The organism is Jeotgalibaca porci (assembly GCF_011299095.1).
GTDB lineage: Bacteria > Bacillota > Bacilli > Lactobacillales > Aerococcaceae > Jeotgalibaca > Jeotgalibaca porci.
This window is the reverse complement of record NZ_CP049889.1, coordinates 771,951-791,715: the sequence shown is the minus strand read 5'-3', so window position 1 is coordinate 791,715 and position 19,765 is coordinate 771,951. Positions and strand designations below refer to the sequence as shown.

The following is a 19,765-nucleotide window of genomic DNA, read 5'->3' as shown; positions in this document are numbered from 1 at the left end:
TAATGAAGATTGTAAATGATGGAGGAATATACAAATGATTACACTAAAATCCCAACGCGAAATCGAAGCAATGGCAGAGTCTGGTCAAATCCTGGCAAACATTCATGTTGCGCTACGCGATTTTATCAAACCGGGAATTACAACGATGGCCATTAATGATTTTGTTGAAAAAGCAATTCGCGATGCAGGCGCAATCCCAGAACAAATCGGGTTTGAAGGCTATGAATTCGCAACCTGTACCAGCGTAAACGACGCTATTTGCCACGGTTTCCCAAGCACTAAAGAAGTTCTTAAAGATGGTGACTTGGTCAAAGTAGACACGGTTGTGAACTATAATGGTGCGATGTCTGACTCATGTTGGAGCTATATTGTCGGCGAATCGAGCCCAACAGTGGATCGTTTGAAAGAAGTAACCAAAAAAGCAATGTACTTAGGAATTGAGCAAGCCAAAGTTGGAAACCGCATCGGCGATATCGGCCACGCGATTCAAACATACGTGGAAGCGGAAGGTTTCTCAGTTGTCCGCGATTTTATCGGCCACGGCATCGGCCCAACGATGCACGAAGGTCCGGCAGTTCCACATTACGGTTTACCAGGCAAAGGTCTGCGCTTGAAAGAGGGCATGACCATTACAATCGAGCCCATGGTGAATACAGGAACGTGGAAATCTAAAATGGATAAAAATGGTTGGACAGCACGCACGCAAGATGGCGGAATAAGCTGCCAATTCGAGCACACAATTGCCATCACAAGTGAAGGCCCAAAAATCTTAACGCTGCAACCAGAATAAATAAAAAACAGACATGGAAATATTTCCATGTCTGTTTTTGTATGCATAAATCAGTGTTGGCCGGCAAAGGTTCGGTCCAAAAACACAACTCTTGCCGACCTAGCCTTAAAAGCGTGCAAAGGTTAACTAAAAAGCATGTACTCTTGCACGCTTTACATCAAAAAGGTGCAAAGGTCAGTTCAAATGAACCAACCTTTGCACCTTTCATACTTATTTAATTAAGCTTTCAATTTTACATCACTTTCTGTAGCAGGTTTACGTAGCAAGCCAAGCAAGGCTGCTGAAATAACTGAACCAATCAGGAGAGCCACTAAGAACATCAAACGGTTCTCACCCAGACTGACTACGAATATTCCCCCATGAGGAGCTGGAATGGATGTATTCCAGAATTGCGTCAAACCGCCGGCAATTGCAGAACCAACGATGGATGAACCAATCACGCGCAAAGGATCTGCGGCCGCAAATGGAATCGCACCTTCTGTGATGAACGATAATCCCATAATCAAGTTTGATAAACCGGATTGACGCTCAACAGCGTTGAATTTATTTTTGAATAAGAATGTTGCCAAAGCAATCGCAATCGGTGGAATCATCCCGCCGACCATAACCGCAGCCATCCAACGGCCATCACCTGTATCTGTAAAAATTCCGATTGAGAAGGCATACGCCGCTTTGTTAAATGGACCACCCATATCAATCGCCATCATGCCACCAAGTACCGCACCAAGGAGAACCGTATTACCCGTTCCAAGGCCAGCCAAGAAATCAAGCATCGCGTTGTTAATCGTTGCGAATACTGGACCAACGAAGAAGTACATAATTAAACCAGTAAACAGCAAGCCAAACACAGGGAACAAGAGGATCGTTTTCAAACCAGCTAATGATTTCGGTAAACCACTAAGTCCACGTTTGACTGCATTCATCACATAACCTGCTAGGAAACCGGCAATTAATCCACCGAGGAAACCAGCATTGCTTTGTACTGCCATGAAACCGCCCGCCATACCAGGTAGAAGTCCCGGACGATCCGCAATACTATAGGCAATATAACCCGCTAAGATCGGAATCAAGAATTGGAAGGCCGCGGCACCCGTTTGATTCAACGACAAGAACACAGCACTTTCATCCCCAAACCAATTTTCAAATAAGAAGGAAATCGCCAAGATAATCCCGCCACCGACAACAAACGGAAGCATATGCGAAATCCCGTTCATCAAGTCTTTATACAACGAAGACAAGCCAGACGTTTTTTCATAATTCTCTTCTTGAACAGCTTCCTTGTCACCTTGGTAAATCGGTGCTTCTTGATTAACAGCTTTCGTAATCAACTCTTCAGCTTTTTTGATGCCATCCGCAACCGGACGTTCCAAAACGCGTTTACCTTTGAAACGGTTCATTTCCACTTTTTTACCAACTGCGGCGATAACAGCCGAAGCACGTTCAATATCGTCAGCCGTCAAACGGTTTTTCGTTCCGTCTGAACCGTTCGTTTCGACTTTGATATCGACACCCATTTCAGCTGCTTTCTTCTTCAAAGCATCTTCGGCCATGTACGTATGCGCGATACCAGTCGGGCAAGCTGTCACAGCAACAACGAATGGACGCTCTGAATCTACCGGTGTAGCTGCTGTTTCATTTTCAGCCGCTTCCTCAGCATCCTTCGCTGCTTCCGCTGCGGCAAATAAAGCCTCCACATCTTCCGCTGTCTGAGCTTGTTTCAATTTACCCAGTAAAGCCGGATCCAACAACAAACGGGATAAACCGGACAATACTTGTAAATGCACATCATTCGCGCTATCCGGAGCCGCAATCATAAAGAAGAGGTGTGCCGGTTGTCCATCCAACGAATCATAATCCACGCCTGCTTCGCTCTTTGCAAAAACAACTGCTGGGCGCGTCACTGCTGCATTTTTCGCATGTGGCATCGCAATTCCGTCACCTAATCCCGTTGAGGATTGTGCTTCACGATTGTGAATGCCATCGCGGAATAGTTCCAAGTCATTAATAACACCTTTGTCAAACAAACGTTGCGTCATTTCCTCAATAACACCGGCTTTCGAATCCGCTGTTAAAGGTAAAATCATTAATTCTTTCAGCATTACATCTTTGATTTTCATGCGATTTCCTCCAATTTTTTAATGGTAATAGTTGGTAATAATGCTTGAATTTCTGTAGCTTTCGCCAAATCATCTGAGAACGCCGTCGCACTTCCGCATGCTAAGCTCATACGAAAAGCCGCTAACGCGTCTTTTTCTTTCAAATACGTTCCAACAAAGCCGGCAATCATGGAGTCCCCTGAGCCTACGGAGTTTTTAACCGTTCCTTTTGGAGACCAGCCGTGATAAACCGCGTTACCGTCAAAGAACAAGGCTCCGTCGCTAGCCATCGAAACAATGGCATACTGCGCACCGTCAGCGACCAGTTGCTTTCCATAAGGGATTAAATCCGTCATACCTGAAGCTTTCATGCCATACATATCCGCCAGTTCGTGATGATTCGGTTTCACAACCAAAGGATTTGATTTCAAAGAAGTTAATAATTCCTGTCCAGTCGTATCGATAACAAACGTTGCGCCAGCTTTCTGAACCAACGCAATCAGCTGCTGGTAATAATCTTCCGGCAGTGAAGGGGGCTTGCTTCCCGACAAAACGACAACATCATCTGCTGTCAACGTCGCAAATTTTTCTTCTAACTCTAAGCGTGCTTCTGGGCTAACCAGTGGCCCGGCACCGTTTAATTCTGTTTCATGGTCCGCTTTAATTTTGACGTTAATCCGCGTTGGCTCGCTGACTTCACTAAAATCAGTCGTAATGCCTTCTTCTGTCAACCAATCCGCAATGTATTTTCCGGTAAAACCGCCGGCATATCCCCAAGCGGTAGAAGGAACTGCCAGTTGTTTCAAAATCCGCGAAACATTAATGCCTTTTCCGCCCGGCAATTTGAAATCTTCCTCAATGCGATTTACCGCATCCAAATCCATTTTTTCCAGTCGTACTACATAGTCAATCGACGGGTTCAACGTTACTGTATAAATCATATTTTCGCCTCCCAATACGTTGTTGCTTCTGCCAATTTCTTCCGTTTTCGTTCACTAACATTCACACTGATAACATCACAATCCGCTAATTCAGCCACTTTTGAAAAAGTAACCACTCCGAATTTCGATTCATCTACCAACACATATTTCCGTGCGCCATGTTCAATTGCCTTCGCTTTAATCGCCGCTTCTTCGATGTCCGGTGTCGTGAAACCAAACTCCACGTCAACCCCATTCATTCCCAGAAACACTTTATTAAACCGATAGTCATCCAGTTGCCGTAAGCATGTCGCCCCAATAATCGCTTTTGTTTCCAACTTGATTTTTCCACCCAACAAAATCGTCGAAATATTCAAATCTGCCAATAAACTCGCATGGGGAACGCCATTCGTCACAACCGTTACTTTCTTACCTTGAAGAAAAGGAATCATTTCAAATGTAGTAGAGCCGGCATCTAAGAAGATGACATCTTCCTCTTCGACGAAAGCAGCCGCACGTTTAGCAATCAAATGCTTGTCATCCATATTCAATCCGGACTTAATATCCATCGCAGGTTCTGCCTGTAATTTGTAGCCGCGTTTGGCACCGCCATGAACACGAATCAAAACGCCTTCCTCTTCTAAAGCCGACAAATCACGCCGGATAGTGGACTCCGAGCTACCAGTGAGCTGCACGATTTCCTGCATTTTAACGATACTTTGTTCTTGCAGCAACTCTTTGATAACTTGATAACGTACCTCTGTAAACACTTACATCACCTCGCAAATATAATATACCACCACAAATAACCAAAAGCAATCATAATCGTTCAAATTCAATCACTAACCCACGTTGACAGCGTTTTCAATTAACTTTACAATAAAAGTAAGAGAAAGGGAGTGAGTGAATTGAGCGAAGTAAAAATCAATGAAACCGTACTCCGGGACGCCCATCAGAGTCTGATGGCCACGCGAATGACGACGCATGACATGTTGCCGATTATCGACACCATGAATCAGGCCGGTTATTATGCGTTGGAGTGCTGGGGCGGTGCGACTTACGATGCCGCAATTCGTTTCTTAAATGAAGACCCTTGGGAAAGGCTGCGGGAAATCAGGAAGCGTGCGTTGAATACGAAATTGATGATGTTGTTGCGCGGACAGAACTTGATTGGTTATCGGCATTATGCGGATGATATCGTGGACATCTTTGTAAAACAAGCCGTTGAAAATGGGATTGATATTTTCCGTATCTTTGATGCTCTGAACGATCCGCGAAACGTCGAAGCATCAGTCAATGCGGTCAAAAAGTATGGTGCGCATGCCCAATTGGCGATTTGTTACACCATCAGCGACGTCCACACGGTGGCATACTACACGCAACTCGCGCAGCAGTTTGTCGAAATGGGCGTCGATTCCATTTGTATTAAAGATATGGCCGGCATTCTCACGCCAAAGGTCGCGCGTGAATTAGTATCAGAAATAAAAAAAGTAATTGATGTGCCGTTGAATATTCATACGCACTCAACAAGTGGGATTGCGCAGATGACGTATTTGGCGGCTGTAGAAGCAGGGGCAGATATGATTGACTGCGCTATTTCGCCGTTTGCGGAAGGAACGAGTCAGCCGGCGACCGAAGCAATTGCCTTGGCATTGGATGAAATTGGGTACCGTTCGCACCTCGATATTGAAAAGTTGGAGGAGATTGCCAACTATTTTAAAGGGATACGTGATAACTATTTAGCTTCTGGTGAATTGGATGCAAAAATGATGTTCACTGATCCAAAAGCGTTGATTTATCAAGTCCCGGGCGGAATGCTGTCGAACTTGTATTCACAGTTGAAAAAAGCCAAAGCAGTCGGGCGCTACGATGAAGTATTGCGCGAAGTTCCCAACGTGCGCGCCGATTTAGGCTTTCCGCCGCTCGTGACGCCGATGAGCCAGATGGTTGGAACCCAAGCCGTTTTCAACGTGTTATCCGGCGAACGCTACAAAATGGTACCAAATGAAATCAAAGATTACTTGCGCGGAAAATACGGAAAAACGCCCGTGCCAGTGACTGACGCGTTTCGCGAATCCTTGATTCCTGGCGAAGCAGTCATGACCGATCGCCCGGCCAATCACTTGGAACCGGAATTTGACCGGTTGAAAAATGAACTCGGAGATTTGGGCAAGACAACAGAAGATGTGTTGACGTACGCGTTGTTCCCGGAAGTGGGCAAGGCGTATTTAGAGCGAAAATATCAAACTGACCAACTGATTCGGATTCAAGCGCGCTATAGGAGGGAATGAAATGAACCTATTGGATGGAATTATTTTAACGGTTGTCGCGATGGTTGTGGTGTTTATCGTACTCGGTGCATTATGGGGCGTGATAGAGCTGGTTCACCGCTTTTCGGCGGAGCCGGAAATTTTAACAAAAGAAATGGAAGTTGCGCCTGCCGTGGAACGGGATGAACAGCGGGAAAAAGTGGCTGTGTTGGCGGCTTTGGTGATGACTTACGAAGCGCAGCCGGCTAAAAAGTTCGAAGTCGTGGACGTGAAACGAGTGAATAGAGGAGGAACGGCAGATGAAAAAGTATGAAATTGAAATCGACGGCCAAGTCTATCAGGTGAAGGTTCGGGAACTCCCGGACGACGCAGAAATGACGGAAAAGGCGGTGCCGGAGCAGAAAGCCGCAGTGAATGGAGACGGTGAAAAAATCGTTGCGCCGATGTCGGGAACGATTTTACGGGTGATGGTGGAGCCGGGGGAAACAGTCAAGGCGGGTGATCACTTAGTCATTTTGGAAGCGATGAAGATGGAAAATGAAATTGTAGCGCCGCGCGATGGGATAGTAAAAGCAGTGCTGGTGAAGGCGAATGACGCGGTCGATTCCGACCAAGAACTTGTGATCATGTAGAAAGGGGCGATTCGCTTGTTCGAGCAATTGATGGAACTGTGGTTTATGTCGGGGATCGCTAACATGACGTACAAGGAAGTGGTCATGATTGGGTTGGCGTGTGTATTTTTGTTTCTGGCGATTCGAAAAGGGTACGAGCCCTATTTACTCATTCCGATTGCATTTGGGATTCTGCTGGTGAATTTACCGCTGGCGGGCTTGATGGATCCGCCGTTGGATGGGGATCCGGGTGGACTGCTGTATTATTTATTTCAAGGAACGGATTTAGGTATTTATCCACCGCTGATTTTTTTATGTTTAGGTGCGTCAACGGATTTCGGTCCGTTGTTAGCGAATCCTAAAACGCTCTTATTAGGCGGGGCCGCACAGTTTGGTATTTTCGTGGCATTTTTGGGTGCATTGACATTGGGTATGACACCAGAAGAGGCCGCGTCGATCGGGATTATTGGAGGCGCGGACGGACCAACAGCGATTTACTTAACCACGCGATTGGCCGGGCACATTTTACCCATCATCGCTTTGGCAGCCTATTCGTACATGGCGTTAGTGCCGATTATCCAGCCGCCAATCATGCGCTTTTTGACGACGGAAGAAGAACGACGGGTGCCGATGAAACAATTGCGGCCGGTTACGAAGGGCGAAAGGATTTTATTTCCGATCGTAACGACACTGTTCGTCAGCCTATTGGTCCCATCCGCGACGGCGTTGATTGGGATGTTGATGTTGGGGAATCTCATCCGTGAAAGTGGGCAAGTTCCCAAACTGACAGAAACGTTGCAAAATGCCATGATGTATATCGTCACAATTTTACTTGGCGTGACGGTCGGAGCGAAAGCGACGGGCGAGCTGTTCCTGTCGGCGACCACGTTGAAAATTATTGTGATGGGATTGATTGCCTTTGCGATTGGTACGGCAGTAGGTGTTTTGATGGGGAAACTGATGTACAAATTATCGGGCGGGAAAATCAACCCGCTTATCGGTGCTGCCGGCGTTTCTGCCGTTCCCATGGCTGCCCGCGTTGTTCAAAAAGAAGGGATTAAATACAATCCGAGCAACTATTTATTGATGCACGCCATGGGACCAAACGTCGCCGGCGTAATCGGATCAGCCGTTGCAGCAGGAGTGTTGTTATCTTACTTTAGTTGATGAAAATGATGAGCCCCAGCAGTGCTGGGGTTTTTGTGTGCGCAATTTTTACCGGCAAACAGCGGATTAAAAAAAGCTAATTGCCGGTAAAGAATACTCAAGTGCGGCTTTAAAGTAAATTTCGAACCGTCTATACCGCTCTAACACCTCCAAGTGCGACTTTAAAACAAAATCGACTCACGCTATGCCGCCCTTGAGCCACACTACCTTGCCAAGTTGGAACTAGAACTTTCCACTCCCCAATTAAAATACCTTATACACTAAAATATTTTAGTGTATAATACAGCAAAGAATACAGTAGCATATACAGGAGGAAACACAGTGAACCGAAAGGATCGCATTTATCATTATATAGAAGAAATGACGCAGACACTGACCGCGCAGGACATCGAACTTGGGCGTGGACCAACCACAAAAATGGTAGCGGATGCACTTGATATTCAACGCCCGAATGTATCGAAGGATCTCAACCAGCTTGTTCGGGAAGGCAAACTTTATAAAACGGAAGGGCGGCCGGTTCGGTACCTACTTGTTAAATCGACGCCGCACCAGCCACTTTCGAAGCACGTTCCGAGTTACAAAGAAGCACAAGCCGCCAAATCAACACCCATCATCCACAAACAAGACGTTTTCCGAACGATGATCGGTGCGAACGGCAGTATGAAAAATGCGGTCGAACAGGCGAAAGCAGCCGTCCTTTATCCGCCTAAAGGATTGAATACACTAATAACCGGGCAAACCGGTACCGGAAAATCATATTTCGCCCACGCGATGTTTGATTATGCGCAATCCAACGGCATTATTGCAGCTGAAAAAGATCTTGTTGTTTTTAACTGTGCGGACTACGCGAATAACCCGCAACTGTTGATGAGCCATTTGTTTGGTTACAGTCAAGGCGCCTTTACCGGAGCATCGGATTCTAAAGACGGCCTCATTCAAGAAGCCGATAACAGTATGCTGTTTCTGGATGAAATCCACCGGCTGCCACCAGAGGGTCAAGAAATGATTTTCTATTTCATGGATACGGGGATGTACAGCCGACTCGGTGAAACCGGGCGCTCACGGGCTGCCAATGTCCGCATTGTCTGTGCGACGACCGAGGATCCCAAGTCCACATTTTTGGATACATTCATGCGTCGGATTCCAATTGTTATTCAATTGCCGTCATTTAAGGAACGGAGTCTGAACGAACAACTGGACCTCGTTAAACTGATGGCCAGCCTGGAAGCAACCCGCATCCAAAAGAAAATTACTTTAACTGAAGACGTGGTAAAAGCACTCATCGCGAGCGTTGGCTACGGAAACGTCGGTCAGCTGAAATCAGGGATGCAGCTCGTTTGTGCACGCGGCTTTATGAATCAGCTCAATCAAGACGAAATTACTTTGACCGTCCGCGATTTGTCGGAATCTATCCAAGCGCACATGCTGGGCCAAACCGCCACCTCGCTCTCACGCTCAGAACTGGCAAAAATTACCGAAGCCCAAATGACGGTCAGTCCCAACGAACCGTTTTACCAAATTCAAACGGATGCATACGAACTGCCTTATAATCTCTACGACATCATTGGCGACAAGGCAACTTTGTTGGAAGCGGAAGGCTTGGACCCGGAATCCATCAACCAATATATTTCGACGGACATAAACGTCCACTTAAAGTCTTTCTGATTCGTTGAGAGAAAACACGGGCTTTCAAACCCGTGATGAACGAAACCATCTTGTAAAAATCGTTTCGCACATGGTAGATGACATAATCTATGTATATCATGTTATGTCTGGCTTCCATACGGTTGCACATGGTCTTGGTTATTGGTATAATGGACACATGAGAGATGAAGAACGATTCACCTACGGCAGAACCTCTGTCTACAACCTAAACTACCACATCATCTGGCGGACCAAGTACCGCAACCAGGTCATCAACCCGGCCATCAGCGCCCGCCTGAAGGACATCCTTTATGACATTGCGGCTGAGTACGGCTTCACCATCTCCCACCTGGAGATGGGGTTGGACGACCACATCCACCTGATGGTGAGTGCCCCGCCCAAGCTGTCCGTAACCAATATCGTCCGCTGGCTAAAAGGAACCAGTGCCCGGTTACTCTTACTCGAGTTCCCAGAACTGGAAAAGCCTTACTGGAAGAAAGAGGACCGCCACCTGTGGGCGCCCAGTTATTTTGTAGAGAGCATCGGTACGACCAATGAGCACGCCATCGCCAAGTACATCGATGACCAACGCAGAAAGGAGGGGCAACCCGATGGTATTGAAAGGCATCAAAATTAAGCTCTACCCGACCGAAAAGCAGAAAATCTTCATCGACCGCAATCTGGCGCTGAACCGCTTCGTGTGGAACCAGCTGCTGGCGATGCAGGGCGCACGTCACGAGAACGGTGGTAGGTACGTGGGCAAGTACGCCATGCACAACCTGATGAAACCACTCAAGTGGGAATTTCCATTCCTGAAGGAGGCGGACAGCACTAGCCTGGAGTACACCTCCGACGATTTGGACGCTGCGTTCCTGCGTTTCTTTAACAAGCAGAACGGCTATCCCCGCTTCAAGTCGCGGAAGCGTCCGAAGAGCACCTACACCACCAAATGCATCAACAACAGCATCACTGTGGTGGACAACCATTACATCCAGATGCCCAAATTGAAGTTAGTGAAGTGCCATGGCGCCCACCGCATCACCGGGCGCATTATGCGTGCCACCATCCGCAAGGAACCGGACGGTTCCTATACGGCGACTATCCTGGTGGAGGAAGCCGTTCCGATATTGCCGAAAACGGGCGCCATCGTGGGGCTGGACATGGGGATTACCCACTTGGTCATCCAGTCGGACGGATACAAGTTGAAAAACAAGCAGTTTGAGCGGGCATTGGCGAAACAGAAACGCATCTGGCAGCGCAAGTTCGCCCGCCGGCGTGAGCGTGCCCTGCGGGAAATCGCAGCCGCCAAAGCAAACGGCGTCGAACTCCAACTGACTGACTTCAAGAACCTGCAGAAAGCCAAGCAGCAGGTCGCCCGCATCAACAAACGCATCAAGAACCAACGCCTGAACTACCTGCATCACTACACAACCCAACTGGTGAAAGAGCATGACATCATCGTCATGGAGGATTTGAAAACCAAAAATCTAATGAAGAACCACCATTTGGCGCGTTCCATCGCGGATGCCTCCTGGGGCATCATCAAGAACCTATTGACCTACAAGTGCGCGTGGCACAAAAAAGAGCTCATCCTCGTTAAACCGCACTACACAAGTCAAACGTGTTCGCATTGCGGCATGAACACCGGTAAGAAACCGCTGCACATCCGTATGTTCAATTGCCCGCATTGCCATACCGTCGGTATCGACCGGGATATCAACGCGGCCGTGAACATCCGCAACAAAGCGTTCGCCTAACGTTAAAGGGCATAAGTGTGGACGCGCTTTGGTCAATAGCCGTAACCGCTGCTCGCTGTTATCACAACAATCGAGTAAGTCAGCGGCGTTCCCAGAAGCTCGGTCATTCATGGCCGAGTAGTTCCCACTGAAACAGTAACAACGTTACAAGGCACATTAGATGCACTGCTACCAGGTATTGCACCATTAGGCTTAACATTGCTATGCGTGTGGTTACTTCGCAAAAAAGTTAGCCCAATCACAATTATCTTCGGCCTATTCATCGTAGGTACACTAGGATATGTATTAGGTATTTTAGGATAAAAAAATAAGAACTCCCTCTCAATCAGCTTTTTGATTGAGAGGGAGTTTTTTGTATGACGCTATTATTTAATTTTCCGATCCTTTGAGGAGGGGATATTTAATTCTTGTCTATATTTCGCAATGGCGCGACGTGAGACTTGAATTGTTTCTGCAGCTAACAGTTCGACTAGTTTTTGATCTGAATAAGGTTTCGCTGGATTTTCTTTTGCAATCAAAGCTTTTAAGGTGCTCAGAACATCATCGCGTGATTGCTCGCTGTTTTGCATCCGGCGCGACAAGAAGGCTTTGAGCTCAAAAACTCCTTTTGGCGTCTGCACGAATGTTTCGCGAACGGTCCGACTAATCGTCGATTCATTCAACTGGCACATTTCCGCAAGGTCTTTCAGCTGAAGAGGTTTCAATGAACGGGCGTCTTCCGTGAAATAGGCATGTTGATAGGCTAATATGGCCGTTCCAACTTTTAGAACTGTTTCCTTCCGCTTCATCAAGCTCGCTTGCAGTTGATCAAACTCTTGTTTCTTCGCTTGCACATAGGCTTTTACTTCTGGATCATCAACGGCTTTCATTTCTTCAAAATAGCTTGTATTCAAAGTAAGCAATGGTGTCTTGTACTTCGTCTCGCGAATCGAGAGGGCACCGTCTTCCAAGGTTACCATCAACTCCGGCACAATATATGGCACAGCTTTTGTCCGCGCTTCAAATACTTCAGCGGGAGCCGGCGACAACCGTTGCACAAAATGATACACGTTGGCAATCGCTTCTGTATCCGTCTCGTAACGGTCCGCAATTTTTTGCCAATTATTCTGAATCAAATCTTCATAATGCTCTTCCAAAACTACATACGCTAACTCCGGCGCAAATTCCACACGCTCAGTTTGGAGCATCAAACACTCCTGCAAGGTGCGCGCACCAATCCCGGCCGGATCCAGTTGCTGCATTAACGTCAAGCCATCTAAAACCGCAATCGCTGAAGCCCCTGTTTCCGCTTGTGCTTCTTCCAGTGTCTTTGTCACGTACCCACGCGGATCCAACTGCTCTAACCACCAAAAAATCAGTTTCCGAAGCGGCGTATCGCGGTACAACAAATAAATTTGTTCTTGCAAAAATTCATACAAAGACGCCTCATAAACGGAGGTTTGCTCGATAACGGCTGAAACATCACTCGATGACACGTCTTTCGCTGAAATCGTTAACGGTTCATTTAGTGACATCTCTATAAAAGGATTGCCAAGTAATACACTATTTAGATAAGTAGATAATTCCATTCGATTAAGTTGCAGCATTTCCATCCCTTGTACGAGGTTCGGAATAAACGTCTGTTTTTGCGCTTGCTTCTGCGTAAATTGCTGATTAAACTTCATACCAACCCCTTCTTTCTGGCTTTATTTTACCATAAAACGGTTACAAAGTGGCTTCTTTCGATATGTATATAAATATCATTACGGATTTGGACATGAATCTATAATGATGTCCTCTTAAGCCATCAAATCCGGACATGAATCTATAATGATGTCCGATTAAGCCATCAAATCCGGACATGAATCTATAATGATGTCCTCTTAAGCCATCAAATCCGGACATGAATCTATAATGATGTCCTCTTAAGCCATCAAATCCGGACATGAATCTATAATGATGTCCGATTAAGCCATCAAATCCGGACATGAATCTATAATGATGTCCTCTTAAGCCATCAAATCCGGACATGAATCTATAATGATGTCCTCTTAAGCCATCAAATCCGGACATGAATCTATAATGATGTCCGATTAAGCCAGCAAATCCGGACATGAATCTATAATGATGTCCTCTTAAGCCAGCAAATCCGGACATGAATCTATAATGATGTCCGATTAAACCAACAAATCCGGACATGGTTCTACAACCATGTCCGAATAAGCCAATAAAACCGGACATCATCAAGCAATCATGTCCGAGTTAGTCTATAAATAGTTTTTTCCGAAATCATATCTCCCATCCACCGTCGCAATTCCACCGGTTTCCGCGCAATTTCGGGAAAAAGAATCTCCAGCTCTTTTTGTGTCCGGTAAAAGCCATCAGCTTTCTTCTCGACCATCCCGCATTTCGGGCACGCCAACTTCCACCGACACCGCACACTCATCGGAACCCGACACACGCCACACAAAATTCCCGCGCGCACGGATTCGCGACTGTAAGCCATCAGATTCTGGTGCGGATTACGACTTGCGTGTAACGCAGCCAACTTTTTTCCGAGTCGAATTTGCCACTCGGATATCGGACTTTCCGCAACTCGGATTTTTTGAAAATACCGCTCAATTTGCGACGGCATGACAATCGGCATTTCCTCGCTCAGCCCATACAGCGTCATATTCGGATTGGTAAATACCAACCGTGCCTCAACCATCAAGCCCACACCCATGCGTTTTAAAACACGCTCCACCATCCGCTTGGTTCGCTCCAATTGAGAAAGAGGGTCATGCACAATAACCTGAAAGCCTTGTGCATCCACCGTAAACACCCCATCCCAATGCTTCACTTCCAGCAAATAAACCGTCTGGCTCCCAATCCACAACGCATCAATTTGGCATGTCCGGTCCTCGACGATCACCAAATCATGAATCCGCGCCACACACCCATCCAAACACGCCGCGCCATCTTCCACTATCTGTTCACCCAAAGCACCACTCAACCAATTTCGGAAGTACCGCTCATCCTTCTCGCCAAACGCCATACGCCCATCCAAGCTTTTCATCACTGCCAACGCTTCAATTTGCTCACTGCTTTTTACCAACATTTTTTCATCTCCTTAAAAATCCATCTACTTATATATAAGCAAAAAATGTCGAAAAGCTTTTTTTAAAATAAAAAAATTTTTGCTCCCATAAAGAAGTCCCGAGCCACCGAGCACCGCCCCCGTTTTTGTGGTATGATTGAAGCATTATTTTTAAGGGAGAATCAGTACCATTGAAAATTCCAATATTGTATGAAGATAACCATCTGCTTATGGTTGAAAAGCCTGTGAACATACCGGTTCAAGGCGACGCCAGTGGAGATGTCGACTTCTTTACAATGCTGAAAGATGATATTAAACACCGTTATCAAAAACCCGGGAATGTCTACCTGGGCCTACTACATCGCCTGGATCGTCCGGTCGGTGGGGCTATGGTCTTCGCAAAAACGTCGAAATCCGCTTCTCGGATGTCCGACATGATGCGCCGTCAGACCATCACACGCACGTATTTCGCCGTGGTTCATGGCACCCCCAAAGAACCAGCCGGTATCCTCACGCACTACCTGTACAAAGACCGTCAAAAAAACCAAGTCTACAGCGTGAAAGCCAACCATCCCGAGGCTAAGAAAGCTATCCTCGATTACGAAACGCTGATGACGGCTAAAAACTTTTCTCTATTGAAAGTCCATTTACACACCGGCCGCTCGCACCAAATCCGCGTCCAGCTGGCAACAAATGGCACACCGCTTTTCGGCGATCAGAAATACGGTTCGAAGTTAAATAAACCCGGTCAACAGATTTCACTGTGGGCGACCAAGTTACATTTCAACCATCCTGTGAAAAAAGAGCCCTTAACTGTCCACTCACTGCCGCCGAATCAGCATCCGTGGAATTTATTTACGGATACAATAAAAGGAGAACATAATGACCAAAAATAAAAAGCATTTCCTGATTGCTGTTATCGCTTGTGCCCTTGCTTCCTCATCGGTGGGATTAAATATTAATTTGAACGGCCTCTATATTCAGCCTGTTTCCCAGGCGATAGGGGTCTCGACCGGAGCCTTTTCCTTGCACTCTACTTTTATCAGTATCGGAATTGCGATGGGTTCCATTTCCGTTCCCGTCTTTTTGAAAAAAATGGATTACCGTCTACTCGTTTTGATTGCCAGCGTTGTCGCTGCAGTCATGACGCTCTTAATGTCCTTTTCCACCCAAGTATGGATGTTCAGCATTCTCGGATTTACAAGAGGGTTCGCATCGGCATTCTTTGGTTTTGTCGGCCTCCAATTTTTAATCAATAACTGGTTCATTTCCAAGCATGGGCTGGTTACCAGCTTAGTGTTTAGTTTCGGTGGCGTCGCCGGAGCCATCCTTTCGCCGATTGTTTCTAGTTTGATGGAATCACGCGGTTGGCAGGCGGGGTACTGGATCCAAGCGGTACTATACCTCGTTTTCGCTTTGCCGGCATTATTAATTCCTTACAAGGCATCTCCGCAAGAAGAAGGGCTGGAGCCGTACCAAGACGGTGAGCAAATTAAAACCGTTCAAGAAGGTGACTTTAAATCCGCAGTCAAACCGTTTAGTTATAAAACGCCTACTTTTGCATTGGTTATTTTAGTGAGTATTTTTGCCACTGCCCTGACAGGGATGGTCCAACATCTACCCGGAGTTGCGACTGATTTTTCGTTCACAGCGACGACCGGAGCAATGATGATCTCCACTGCAATGATTGCAAATATTTTATTTAAATTATTAATCGGGGTGTTAAATGACAGCAAAGGTGCTGTCTTCGCAAACATGGTCATGCTCGTAGCCGTTGCCGCCGGATTTGTCCTGATGCTCTTTGGCGCAAACCAAGTTTTGATGCTCAGCGGAAGTTTCCTATTTGGAGCGATTTATGGTCTGACTGCAGTTGGTGTAGCGCTGTTTATTAAGCACCTTTACCCAATTGAGCATTTTGGAAGAGTGTTTCCCATCGTGAGTTTTACTCAAAACATCGGAGCAGCTTTCGCCATATCTATCTATGGTTTCAGCTATGACCTAAGCGGCGGATACACTGCTGCTCTCATCGGTTCAATTGCCGTAACAGTGCTGATTGCCGTTCTCATGCTGATGGCAAATAAAAGTATCAAATAAAAACCAGAGATGTCCTTAATCGGCATCTCTTTTTCTATGCCTTTCATTGATAGCGCTATCGCGGTTTGTTATGATAGAGACAGAATAAAAAGTAGGGGGCAGACAATGAGCTGGTGGAAAAATAGTGTGGTATATCAAATTTATCCGCAGAGTTACCAAGATTCCAATCATGACGGAATGGGTGATTTGGCAGGAATTATTTCACGACTGGATTACTTGGAAAAATTAGGGGTGGATGTCATTTGGCTGAGTCCGGTGTATCAATCGCCACTTGACGATAATGGTTATGATATTAGTGATTACCAAGCGATTAACCCGATATACGGTACGATGGACGACATGGACCGTTTGATTGCGGAAGCGAAAAAGCGAAACATCGGCATCGTTATGGACTTGGTTGTGAATCATACTTCCGACGAGCACGAGTGGTTTTTGGAAGCCAAAAAAGACAAAGAAAATCCGTATCGTGATTACTATATTTGGCGTGACCCGGTTGACGGTGGCCCGCCGAACGATATGACTTCTGTGTTCAGTGGCCCTGCTTGGGAGTTTGACGAAGCAAGCGGGCAGTATTTCTTACATTTATTCAGTAAACGCCAACCCGATTTGAATTGGGAAAATGAAGAAATGCGCCACAAAATTTATGACATGATGAACTTCTGGCTCGACAAAGGTATTGCCGGATTCCGGATGGACGTGATTGACAATATCGGGAAAGTACCGGACGAAAAAATTGTTGTGAATGGACCGAGATTGCACGACTATTTACAGGAAATGAATAAACATACATTTGGTAACTATGACGTGATGACAGTCGGTGAAACGTGGAGCGCAACGCCCGAAAATGCGGTGCTCTTCTCTCACCCGGATCGCAACGAATTAGCGATGGTTTTCCAATTTGAGCATATCGGACTCGACGAAAAACCAGGAACTTCAAAATGGGACCTACAGCCGCTGAGTATCGTGGCTTTGAAAAAAACCTTGACCAAATGGCAAACGGAAATCGATGCGGCCAGCTGGAACAGCCTGTTCTGGAATAATCATGACACGCCGCGTATTGTCTCACGTTGGGGTAATGATACAGAATTTCGCATTGAGAGCGCCAAAATGTTTGCGATTCTTTTACATATGATGAAGGGAACACCCTATATTTACCAAGGTGAAGAAATAGGAATGACGAATCGCATCATTACCGATATTTCCGAAGCACGGGATATCGAAACGATTAATCTGTTTAATGAACGTTTGGAAAAAGGGTATGCCGCGGAGGCTATTTTCACATCGCTAAATGCAAAGAGCCGCGACAATGCGCGGACGCCGATGCAATGGGACGCAAGTGAAAACGCCGGATTTACGAATGGCGAGCCTTGGATTCCTGCTAATCCGAACTACCCGGAAATAAATGTAGCCGAAGCGTTGGCAGAGCAAGATTCCATTTTCTACGCCTATCAAAAACTAATCGCATTGCGAAAAGAAAATCCGTTGATGGTTTATGGAACATTCACGCTACTTCTGCCGGAGCATCCGACAGTTTTTGCATATGAAAGAGCATACGAAGGCGAAACGTGGCTGATTGTTGGGAACATGAGCGCGGATGAGACTACGTTGGAATTAAGTCAAATCGCAACAAAAACAGTGATTTCCAATTATGATAAAGAATATGGACAGTTGGAAGGAATAATCTTGGCGCCTTATGAAACTTTTGCGGTCAAGGTTGCGCATTAGACGAGAGTTAACCTGAATTTGGGAATACATTGAAAGTCGGTTCGGTATCTCGTTAGCTACCGGACTGGAATGATAAGAAAACCCGACTTGGAAACTGTTTCCAGGTCGGGTTTTTAAATAGTCTGCACAAGTTTTGAAATTACGGCCTGGTTTGTGCAGACTATTTCCTAAAGTCTGCACAACCTTGAGGTAGTCTAAATAGTGGACACAGCAACTCCGCCATTTTTTTATTATAATAGGGTTAATCAAAAAAAGGATGTGTTCATGATGGTTGGTAAATATCTCGATCCAGAATATAAAGATTATCTTTGTCGTCTAGTCGTTGAAGACAAGCGAAAAGTCACCGAACTTGCCCGAGAATTGAACATCTCTCACTCCACACTTCAGAAATGGGTTGGTATGTATAAGAAAAACCAATCCGTTTTTAAGCCTCAGCCTCAGAATCCATCGCCAAAGGCGGGATTTAAAACTGTGAGCGACTTTGAAAAAGAAATACGGGAACGAGATAAGCAAATTGCCAAACTAGAAGAACAGAATGCCATCCTAAAAAAAGCGATGCATGTCTTCACGCAAAGTCCGGATTAAAATTCCAGTTTATGGCTGCCCACCGAGGTGAATTCTCAATTGTGGGGATGTGCGAAGCTTTGGGGGTATCGAAGAGCGGATATTACAATTGGCTTACCACGAAAGAGCGCGGACTGACCGAAACGCAACAGTCTCGCGAGAACCTGAAGATAGATATTACACACTCTTTCCACCAAAGTTTCGGCACCTATGGCGCTCCTCGCATTAAGAAAGATATGGAAGAAGCCGGTTATAACGTATCGGAGAAAACCGTGGGCCGTCTCATGGCGGAATTGGGATTATACGCGTGCAAGCAGAAAAACTTTGTCATCACAACAGATTCGGATCATGCCTATCCTGTATCTCGTAATCTTCTGCGCCAAAATTTTAAAGTTAAAAAACCAAACCAGGTGTGGGTATCCGATTTGACCTATATCTGGACGAGTGAGGGGTGGGTATATCTGTCCAGTGTCATGGACCTTTATTCGCGTAAAATCATAGGCTGGGAAGTGACTGATCACATGCGGACCGAAGGCCCACTGGCAGCTCTTGAAATGGCCATCTTATTCCGCAATCCTGGTAGCAATTTAATCCATCATTCGGACCGTGGAAGCCAATACGCTTCGAATAAATACCGCGACAAGTTAGAAAGTATCAAGGCAAAAAGTAGTATGAGTAGGTGCGGCAACCCCTATGACAATGCTTGTATGGAATCTTTCTTTGCGACTCTCAAGAAAGAATGGGTGTACCGGCATTCTTTCAGAACAAAAGAAGAAGCCACTCATAAAATAAACTGGTTCATTTCTTCTTTCTATAACTCAGTTCGTCGCCACTCAAACAATGAGTACCTTTCACCGGATAACTTTGAATATCGGTATCAAGTCGTCGAAAAGAGCGCTTCTTATCCTAAAAAAATTCTTTATGAATGTCTTTCGCATCTTGCCTGCGCTCTTTGATTTATTCATTTATTTTTTGACCGTATTCTCTTTTTCAGTGTCCATTTTCTTGACATAATTCCAAACCTTTGCCAAATACCTCAATGTTGTGCAGACAATCGTAAATAGTCTGC

General features: G+C 45.9%; 19 protein-coding genes and 1 pseudogene. 14 read left to right on the top strand and 6 right to left on the bottom strand.

What is annotated here, in order from left to right; all coding sequences use genetic code 11:
- Window positions 1–34: 34 nt before the first annotated feature.
- The gene (map, locus tag G7058_RS04055; protein ID WP_166062353.1) at window positions 35–790 is read left to right on the top strand and encodes a type I methionyl aminopeptidase; all 756 of its coding nucleotides are present in this window, start codon (window positions 35–37) and stop codon (window positions 788–790) included.
- Window positions 791–1,008: 218 nt separating this feature from the next.
- On the opposite strand, the gene G7058_RS04050 is transcribed toward map, so the two are convergent.
- Genes G7058_RS04050 through G7058_RS04040 form a run of 3 tightly spaced genes read right to left on the bottom strand, consistent with a single transcriptional unit; the run spans window position 1,009 to window position 4,576 of the window.
- Window positions 1,009–2,907 (bottom strand): PTS fructose transporter subunit IIABC, encoded by a 1,899-nt coding sequence (locus G7058_RS04050; protein WP_166062352.1) that lies wholly within the window; start codon window positions 2,905–2,907, stop codon window positions 1,009–1,011.
- Window positions 2,904–3,827: a 1-phosphofructokinase gene (pfkB, locus tag G7058_RS04045; RefSeq protein ID WP_166062351.1), complete on the bottom strand. Its 924-nt coding sequence runs from the start codon at window positions 3,825–3,827 to the stop codon at window positions 2,904–2,906. Before pfkB ends, G7058_RS04050 begins: the two co-directional genes overlap by 4 nt.
- A complete protein-coding gene (locus tag G7058_RS04040; protein ID WP_227004491.1) occupies window positions 3,824–4,576 on the bottom strand; it encodes a DeoR/GlpR family DNA-binding transcription regulator in 753 nt (250 codons plus the stop codon). Before G7058_RS04040 ends, pfkB begins: the two co-directional genes overlap by 4 nt.
- Before the next feature lie 192 nt (window positions 4,577–4,768).
- Here G7058_RS04040 and G7058_RS04035 point away from each other — a divergent pair, with 192 nt between their 5' ends.
- The 8 genes and pseudogenes from G7058_RS04035 (at window position 4,769) to G7058_RS04000 (ending at window position 11,558) form a co-directional block, all read left to right on the top strand.
- Window positions 4,769–6,097: a pyruvate carboxylase subunit B gene (locus G7058_RS04035; protein ID WP_264372330.1), complete on the top strand. Its 1,329-nt coding sequence runs from the start codon at window positions 4,769–4,771 to the stop codon at window positions 6,095–6,097.
- Between the two features lies 1 nt (window position 6,098).
- Window positions 6,099–6,389: an OadG family transporter subunit gene (locus G7058_RS04030; RefSeq protein ID WP_166062348.1), complete on the top strand. Its 291-nt coding sequence runs from the start codon at window positions 6,099–6,101 to the stop codon at window positions 6,387–6,389.
- Window positions 6,376–6,708 (top strand): biotin/lipoyl-containing protein, encoded by a 333-nt coding sequence (locus tag G7058_RS12015; protein WP_166062347.1) that lies wholly within the window; start codon window positions 6,376–6,378, stop codon window positions 6,706–6,708. The genes G7058_RS04030 and G7058_RS12015 overlap by 14 nt, the downstream gene beginning before the upstream one ends.
- 30 nt (window positions 6,709–6,738) lie before the next feature.
- Entirely contained in the window at window positions 6,739–7,854 is a 1,116-nt protein-coding gene (locus tag G7058_RS04020) for a sodium ion-translocating decarboxylase subunit beta (RefSeq protein WP_166063702.1), read from the top strand.
- 360 nt (window positions 7,855–8,214) lie between these two features.
- Window positions 8,215–9,516: pseudogene (locus tag G7058_RS04015) on the top strand (sigma-54-dependent transcriptional regulator); the annotation flags it as partial.
- 160 nt (window positions 9,517–9,676) lie between these two features.
- Window positions 9,677–10,135: an IS200/IS605 family transposase gene (gene tnpA, locus G7058_RS04010; protein ID WP_166062346.1), complete on the top strand. Its 459-nt coding sequence runs from the start codon at window positions 9,677–9,679 to the stop codon at window positions 10,133–10,135.
- Window positions 10,110–11,255, top strand: coding sequence for an RNA-guided endonuclease TnpB family protein (locus tag G7058_RS04005; RefSeq protein WP_166062345.1), 1,146 nt, complete (start codon window positions 10,110–10,112; stop codon window positions 11,253–11,255). The genes tnpA and G7058_RS04005 overlap by 26 nt, the downstream gene beginning before the upstream one ends.
- Before the next feature lie 105 nt (window positions 11,256–11,360).
- Complete coding sequence (locus tag G7058_RS04000; protein ID WP_166063700.1) at window positions 11,361–11,558, top strand: PTS system mannose/fructose/sorbose family transporter subunit IID; 198 nt, start codon at window positions 11,361–11,363, stop codon at window positions 11,556–11,558.
- A 62-nt stretch (window positions 11,559–11,620) separates the two neighbouring features.
- On the opposite strand, the gene rpoN is transcribed toward G7058_RS04000, so the two are convergent.
- The 3 genes from rpoN to G7058_RS03985 are packed head-to-tail and all read right to left on the bottom strand — an operon-like array spanning window position 11,621 to window position 14,334.
- Window positions 11,621–12,919, bottom strand: a complete 1,299-nt coding sequence (gene rpoN / locus G7058_RS03995) for an RNA polymerase factor sigma-54 (protein ID WP_166062344.1) — start codon at window positions 12,917–12,919, stop codon at window positions 11,621–11,623.
- Window positions 12,920–12,959: 40 nt separating this feature from the next.
- Window positions 12,960–13,478 carry a hypothetical protein gene (locus tag G7058_RS03990; RefSeq protein WP_166062343.1) on the bottom strand — a complete coding sequence of 173 codons (519 nt, stop codon included), beginning with the start codon at window positions 13,476–13,478 and terminating at the stop codon, window positions 12,960–12,962.
- A gap of 7 nt (window positions 13,479–13,485) precedes the next feature.
- Complete coding sequence (locus G7058_RS03985; protein ID WP_166062342.1) at window positions 13,486–14,334, bottom strand: nuclease-related domain-containing protein; 849 nt, start codon at window positions 14,332–14,334, stop codon at window positions 13,486–13,488.
- 170 nt (window positions 14,335–14,504) lie between these two features.
- On the opposite strand from G7058_RS03985, the gene G7058_RS03980 reads away from it, so the two are divergent.
- From G7058_RS03980 to G7058_RS03960, 5 genes are all read left to right on the top strand, one after another.
- On the top strand, window positions 14,505–15,209 hold the full coding sequence (locus G7058_RS03980; protein ID WP_193567969.1) for an RluA family pseudouridine synthase: 705 nt from the start codon (window positions 14,505–14,507) through the stop codon (window positions 15,207–15,209).
- The gene (locus tag G7058_RS03975; protein WP_166062341.1) at window positions 15,196–16,407 is read left to right on the top strand and encodes an MFS transporter; all 1,212 of its coding nucleotides are present in this window, start codon (window positions 15,196–15,198) and stop codon (window positions 16,405–16,407) included. Before G7058_RS03980 ends, G7058_RS03975 begins: the two co-directional genes overlap by 14 nt.
- Before the next feature lie 105 nt (window positions 16,408–16,512).
- Window positions 16,513–18,132, top strand: coding sequence for a glycoside hydrolase family 13 protein (locus G7058_RS03970; RefSeq protein ID WP_166062340.1), 1,620 nt, complete (start codon window positions 16,513–16,515; stop codon window positions 18,130–18,132).
- A 264-nt stretch (window positions 18,133–18,396) separates the two neighbouring features.
- Window positions 18,397–18,717, top strand: coding sequence for a transposase (locus tag G7058_RS03965; RefSeq protein ID WP_166062104.1), 321 nt, complete (start codon window positions 18,397–18,399; stop codon window positions 18,715–18,717).
- 11 nt (window positions 18,718–18,728) lie between these two features.
- Window positions 18,729–19,652 (top strand): IS3 family transposase, encoded by a 924-nt coding sequence (locus G7058_RS03960; protein ID WP_166062103.1) that lies wholly within the window; start codon window positions 18,729–18,731, stop codon window positions 19,650–19,652.
- The last annotated feature ends 113 nt before the right edge of the window (window positions 19,653–19,765 follow it).

Coding starts and splice junctions, on each gene's coding strand:
- G7058_RS04005 (WP_166062345.1), top strand. CDS start 10,110: ATGGTATTGAAAGGCATCAAAATTAAGCTCTACCCGACCGAAAAGCAG.
- G7058_RS04050 (WP_166062352.1), bottom strand. CDS start 2,907: ATGAAAATCAAAGATGTAATGCTGAAAGAATTAATGATTTTACCTTTA.
- rpoN (WP_166062344.1), bottom strand. CDS start 12,919: ATGAAGTTTAATCAGCAATTTACGCAGAAGCAAGCGCAAAAACAGACG.
- G7058_RS03965 (WP_166062104.1), top strand. CDS start 18,397: ATGATGGTTGGTAAATATCTCGATCCAGAATATAAAGATTATCTTTGT.
- tnpA (WP_166062346.1), top strand. CDS start 9,677: ATGAGAGATGAAGAACGATTCACCTACGGCAGAACCTCTGTCTACAAC.
- G7058_RS03960 (WP_166062103.1), top strand. CDS start 18,729: ATGGCTGCCCACCGAGGTGAATTCTCAATTGTGGGGATGTGCGAAGCT.
- G7058_RS04030 (WP_166062348.1), top strand. CDS start 6,099: ATGAACCTATTGGATGGAATTATTTTAACGGTTGTCGCGATGGTTGTG.
- map (WP_166062353.1), top strand. CDS start 35: ATGATTACACTAAAATCCCAACGCGAAATCGAAGCAATGGCAGAGTCT.
- G7058_RS03985 (WP_166062342.1), bottom strand. CDS start 14,334: ATGTTGGTAAAAAGCAGTGAGCAAATTGAAGCGTTGGCAGTGATGAAA.
- G7058_RS03970 (WP_166062340.1), top strand. CDS start 16,513: ATGAGCTGGTGGAAAAATAGTGTGGTATATCAAATTTATCCGCAGAGT.
- pfkB (WP_166062351.1), bottom strand. CDS start 3,827: ATGATTTATACAGTAACGTTGAACCCGTCGATTGACTATGTAGTACGA.
- G7058_RS04020 (WP_166063702.1), top strand. CDS start 6,739: ATGGAACTGTGGTTTATGTCGGGGATCGCTAACATGACGTACAAGGAA.
- G7058_RS12015 (WP_166062347.1), top strand. CDS start 6,376: ATGAAAAAGTATGAAATTGAAATCGACGGCCAAGTCTATCAGGTGAAG.
- G7058_RS03975 (WP_166062341.1), top strand. CDS start 15,196: ATGACCAAAAATAAAAAGCATTTCCTGATTGCTGTTATCGCTTGTGCC.
- G7058_RS03990 (WP_166062343.1), bottom strand. CDS start 13,478: ATGATGTCCGGTTTTATTGGCTTATTCGGACATGGTTGTAGAACCATG.
- G7058_RS04035 (WP_264372330.1), top strand. CDS start 4,769: ATGGCCACGCGAATGACGACGCATGACATGTTGCCGATTATCGACACC.